Raw genomic sequence first — 1,885 nt, forward strand, 5'->3', positions numbered from 1 at the left:
GACCAGCAATTCGGCCAGCCCGTCCTGCGTCTCGGCAGCCGGGGTCAGGGTTGCGATCTCGATCGAGTTCATGTGCGGGATATCCTGTGATTGCGATAGAAGCGGGCGCATTGCCGTCACTCCAGATGGCGCGCGCGGCGACGCTTTCGCGCCGCCTTGATGGCGCTGATGCGGTCGGCATCTTCGTGCCCGAGGTGCCGCCCGCGCTCGAGAATCTCGAGCGTGTACTCCTCGTAGGTCAGGCCAAGCCGCTCGGCTCTGTCCATGCGCAACAGCATGACCTCGTGGCTCGGCGCCTTCCACGCCTTGGCGTGCGCTGCCTGCCAGGCCAGGAAGATATAGGGATCGCCCGTGCCCCATGGCGGGCCCTTGTACTCATCGAGAGGCGGCCCCCCATTGTGGGAGCGCTTTGGTCTCTTTGCCATTGTGTCAGCCTCTGACCAGGGCGACCAGATAGTCGGCGCCGGGCTCCAGGGCATGGAAGGTGCAGTCCGACGGCGCCCCAAGCGCCAGGCAGTCGCCGGGCTCGAGCTTGTGCGCCATATCGCCTTCGATGAATTCGAGCCGCCCGGAAATCAGCCATATCTGCTGCTTGATGAAGGCGTATGAAGCAGCCGGAAAACTGACCCTGGCGCCCGCCGGCAGATGCACCTTGATCAGTTCCAGCGGCATATCGCCAGCCGGCGAAAGATGCCGCCTGACATAGCCGGTATCGGGATCGCGCCATACCGGCTGGTCGGCCTCGCGCAGCAGCCCGCCGCCCTGCAGCTCGGCGCGCGCGATCAAGGTCGACAGCGTCATGCCGAAGGCCGACGCGATGCGCACCAGAAGCGCCGCCGTCGGGCTGGTCTTGCCTCGCTCGATCGTGCTGAGCATCGCCTTCGAGACGCCGGAATGCTCCGCCAGTTCGGCCAGGGACCAGTCACGCATGACCCTTTCGGCGTGTATCCTGCGGCCTATCGTCGAGGAAATTTCGTTCGCTATATCATCCATATGTCTATTATAGCGAAATATTGACGCCGGAGAAGAGCCGCCTTGCGACAATTTTCACAGGCCCCTTAATGCTCTCTACACCATCCGACCTCATCGGGCCTTAACCCCATTCGGGTAGGATCGACTCTCCAGGGAAATGGGGATTGGCCTGTCCATGTATGTCGAACGCGAAGCCTCCGTGGGGGAACCGACCTCGCAGGAGCGCCGCCAGACCGAGCAGAACGACAAGCGCATCCTCGGCAATGTCGTGCAATGCGACGGCGCTCGCGCCACCATCAGCGCCTATGCGGACGATGCCGACGGCGCGGTGACCGGCCTGTGGACAGTCGGGAAGATGATTTCCATCAATCTCGGATCGACGCGAACCGTCGGCCTTGTCTACGCGATCGGCAAGTCGGACCGCGCCTGGAGCAATGAGGGCCAGAACGCCATCGAGGTCAGCATCGAGCTGATCGGCGAAGTCCGTGACGGTGCGGAGCCCGGCGCCAGACCGGTCTTCGACCGCGGCATCACCACCTATCCGCATATCGGCGCCGTTGCGCATCGCATCCGCACCCGCGACCTGCAGGCGGTCTATGACCTTGCCGGGCGTCATTCGATCACGATCGGCACGCTCGCGCAGGACGAGACGATCGCCGCCAACATCGCTATCGACGATACGCTGGCGCGTCACTTCGCCATTGTCGGCACGACCGGCGTCGGCAAATCCACCGCCGTTTCGCTGCTGCTGCGCAAGTCGATCGCGGCACGGCCGGATCTGCGCATCCTGATCCTCGACCCGCACAACGAGTTCGCGGCATCGCTGCCCGAATACTGCGTCAGGGTCGATTCCAAAACCTTGGATCTTCCGTTCTGGATGTTCACGCTGGAGGAATTCGCCGAGGTGCTGTTC

Annotated in this window: 3 protein-coding genes; 1 reads left to right on the top strand and 2 read right to left on the bottom strand. The window is 63.4% G+C overall.

Annotation, left to right across the window (positions count from 1 at the left end; translation table 11 throughout):
* Nucleotides 1–116 precede the first annotated feature (116 nt).
* A complete protein-coding gene (locus EN991_RS34495) occupies nucleotides 117–425 on the bottom strand; it encodes a hypothetical protein (RefSeq protein WP_013531040.1) in 309 nt (102 codons plus the stop codon).
* A 4-nt stretch (nucleotides 426–429) separates the two neighbouring features.
* Nucleotides 430–993 (bottom strand): XRE family transcriptional regulator, encoded by a 564-nt coding sequence (locus EN991_RS34500; protein ID WP_027160588.1) that lies wholly within the window; start codon nucleotides 991–993, stop codon nucleotides 430–432.
* Nucleotides 994–1,147: 154 nt separating this feature from the next.
* Between EN991_RS34500 and EN991_RS34505 the strand changes: the two genes are divergently transcribed.
* A partial coding sequence (locus EN991_RS34505) for a DUF87 domain-containing protein (protein ID WP_127370403.1) occupies nucleotides 1,148–1,885 on the top strand: 738 nt, incomplete at its 3' end.

It is taken from the genome of Mesorhizobium sp. M7A.F.Ca.US.005.03.2.1 (assembly GCF_003997795.1).
GTDB classification, from domain to species: Bacteria; Pseudomonadota; Alphaproteobacteria; order Rhizobiales; family Rhizobiaceae; genus Mesorhizobium; species Mesorhizobium ciceri.